General features: G+C 28.8%; 1 protein-coding gene. It reads right to left on the bottom strand.

Annotated features, from left to right (window positions below):
- Positions 1-293 precede the first annotated feature (293 nt).
- On the bottom strand, positions 294-530 hold the full coding sequence (locus AC23MB_RS14265; RefSeq protein WP_487787641.1) for a hypothetical protein: 237 nt from the start codon (positions 528-530) through the stop codon (positions 294-296).
- Positions 531-1,039 lie beyond the last annotated feature (509 nt).

Here is a 1,039-nt window from a genome sequence, read left to right on the forward strand (position 1 = left end):
TCCAAAAAGCATATTCTTTTAATTCTACATTATTTGCTGTAATTTGTCTAAAAAGTTCCATTTAAAGTAGTATGGTTTTATAATGTCGCCTAACAGAAAAAGTATTTGCGAAGGCGGGGCTAAAAATGCCAATTTTTTTCTATTAAAAACCGCCGTGAGCAAAAATTTTTTCCGTTTACCAAACTTACAAATTATCTGGGAAACGGAAAAATTTTTTGCGGCTGAAAATGCGGACACTTTCTATTATGACTTCAACCCCGCTTTTGCAAATACTATGTTGGCAGAAGTTGTTTTTATCTGATGCTATCAATAACTGCAACTTTTCCAAATTTTTCACTGGAATATATTTTAAAATAAACATCAATAATACCATCAAAATGTCCATCTTTAGTTTTCTCATACTTTTTCCCAAATACAGAAAACTCATCAGTTCCGATTAAAGGGAAAGAATAAATTGTATCTTTTTCCAAATTACTGAATGAAAAAATTGTAGTAATGTCTTTTAAGTCGTACTTTTTGTAAAGGTTCAATATATTTGGATTTCGCTCGTCATATTCCGCTACATATCTTGATTGATAATTGTCGAATCCTCGTATGTGAAAATATGAAATTCTATTTTTTGAGAAATTTGATTTAAAAATAAAGCATCTTCATATCTAATAATCACACTATTAATTTTTTTTAGTTTCTTTATTTTTTACATTTTCTACTTGCTTATTATTACAATTTAGAGTGCAAAAGCATATATATAACAAAAGAAAGTACTTCATATTAGATTAAATTATAGAAATTTTCGTCAACTTATTTCATTTAATTTTCTTAAAAATTTTATATAGGAAATATGCTCCAAAAATTATTATTCCAAAGCATAGAGTTTGAATCCAAAATAATCCTGAACTGAAATTCTCAATAATATTTTCCATAAATTCTGTTTTTGACCGCTATTTTGTTACAATTTCTGCCAACGGGAAAGGGCTTTGCGAAGTTACGCCAAAAACGAGGCTGCCATAGCTTTGGAGGCGTAATTTTGCAAAACCCA

Source organism: Soonwooa sp. T0.1_25 (genome assembly GCF_057652215.1).